This window comes from Bartonella sp. AA89HNZF, from assembly GCF_042196905.1.
Classification (GTDB): domain Bacteria; phylum Pseudomonadota; class Alphaproteobacteria; order Rhizobiales; family Rhizobiaceae; genus Bartonella.
The window spans coordinates 1-1809 of sequence record NZ_JBHIRD010000063.1 but is presented as its reverse complement, the minus strand read 5'-3'; the positions used below and the strand labels follow the sequence as shown (position 1 = coordinate 1809).

The following is a 1809-nucleotide window of genomic DNA, read 5'->3' as shown; positions in this document are numbered from 1 at the left end:
TTAGGAATCCTCATCTTGCTAGCAACAAGCCTCGTAGTCGCAATCGGTGGGGGTCTCGTCCTTCTGACAAAAATCGCTATTACACTTCTCGTAGGATTGGGACCACTCTTCATCATTGCTTTGCTCTGGCAACCAACTCATCGCCTTTTCGAGCAATGGATAATCCAAGTCGTCAATTATATAATCCTCTTTCTACTCTTAGCAACTGTATTTAATCTGATGATGAATATCTTTGCAAACTATTTGAGCGATATGAAGCTCGACTACGACCAGAATGTAAGCTTCATGTTTGGAGGAGCTCTCATCTTGTCCATTATATCCATCATGCTGTTACTCAAACTATCAAGCATGGCCAATTCTCTCGCAAAAGGCATTACATTCGGACATCTATGGAGACATAAAAACTAGCTGAGATAAAAAGCAATGGTTCCCGTAACAGACGCCCTTAATATCCATATGACAAATAACAAGGATATCCAATCCTAAAGTAAAAAATATTCGCACTGAAATTGAGCTATTTTCATAAATTAAAAAATGAAATTAAGAAAAGATAAATTATCGTAAACTATACACTTTACTTTAGTGTCAAAATTATAATAATGACAACAAATATCAGAATGTGTATAATAGTAAAAAGAGTCATGTTAAAATGAAGTCAATCATACTTGTAATTTTGATTGCAAACCTTTTATCGGCTTGTGCATTAGCACCAAAGCTAAAACAGCCCAATGATAGGAATCGTGTGCCTATTAATAAAACAATCCCTGCCGAAATCAAGCGAGGAGACAGATGAAAAAGCGATTTATTATCACAAGAATGATTACCCTTTGGGGAATCATAAATTTAACTCTAGCGTCTAACTTTAGTTGGGGTTCTGGGACTCAAAGTTCAACCGTTAAAAGTCCTTTTTCAAAAGCAGAATATCTGGAAATTATTAAGTTGTTAGAACAACAAATTAAAACAAATGAAAACCAGATCGAAAACGCGAAAAAAATTCATCAGTCTATAACAGGAAATAGGATACAAAAACCAACAATAGGAGAAAACAAGAATTCTTTCATACAAGATTTGTCTTCTATCTACCCAAAAACACAGACAAACTACCAAGCCATAGGTACTGGGGAATTTAAAAAAAGATTTAATGAGATTGTTCTCGAAGAGAAAAGGGCCGGCTTCCAGCAGTTGCCGTTTTATAAAATGCGCGAAATAATTAATACGCGTCTTAAATATAGTGGAATTGTCGAAAAAGCTGTAAGTTTTCAAACTTTCCAAGACGCAGAGAACCGCTTTAAACAAATGAACGATTTCTTAGATAAGATAAATAAAACAAAAGATCTCAAAGAAGTTTTCGAACTGCAAACACGCATCAAGACCATGTCAGCCATGATCCAAAATGAATATACAAAGCTACAAATGGTCAGAAATTTAAGCGATGACGAAGAGACTCTTATCGAAATACAAAAACGTAAATTGTACAGAAAAATTGTAGCCTCTAACTACAAAGCTATGCCTCAAATAAGATCTAACCAATAAAGCTTTTTACAGCATTTGCTTTTTTTCATGAAAACAAAAACCAATGTAGAAGGTTCAGTACTCTCTGAACAATTAAGAGAGGCACAAAGATTTTACCAAAGCCAAGATATCGTGCTGAAAACACTTAGGTAATATATAAATGCAAATGAAGTGTTTAGCATATATCTATGTTCCAAGGTGATAAAAAGTTGAAAATTCATTAAAGAGGAATTCCATGGACTTTACAGTGTTCACGCAACTTTTCAATAAAATTGATCAGATAACAAAAACATATGT

The 1809-nt window shown here is 34.3% G+C and carries 3 protein-coding genes; all 3 read left to right on the top strand.

The window, feature by feature from the left end:
* A partial coding sequence (locus ACFIN0_RS09650; RefSeq protein WP_375702442.1) for a type IV secretion system protein occupies positions 1-408 on the top strand: 408 nt, incomplete at its 5' end.
* A gap of 241 nt (positions 409-649) precedes the next feature.
* On the top strand, positions 650-793 hold the full coding sequence (locus tag ACFIN0_RS09645; RefSeq protein ID WP_273791747.1) for a TrwH protein: 144 nt from the start codon (positions 650-652) through the stop codon (positions 791-793).
* Positions 790-1533 (top strand): type IV secretion system protein, encoded by a 744-nt coding sequence (locus ACFIN0_RS09640; protein WP_375702441.1) that lies wholly within the window; start codon positions 790-792, stop codon positions 1531-1533. The genes ACFIN0_RS09645 and ACFIN0_RS09640 overlap by 4 nt, the downstream gene beginning before the upstream one ends.
* The last annotated feature ends 276 nt before the right edge of the window (positions 1534-1809 follow it).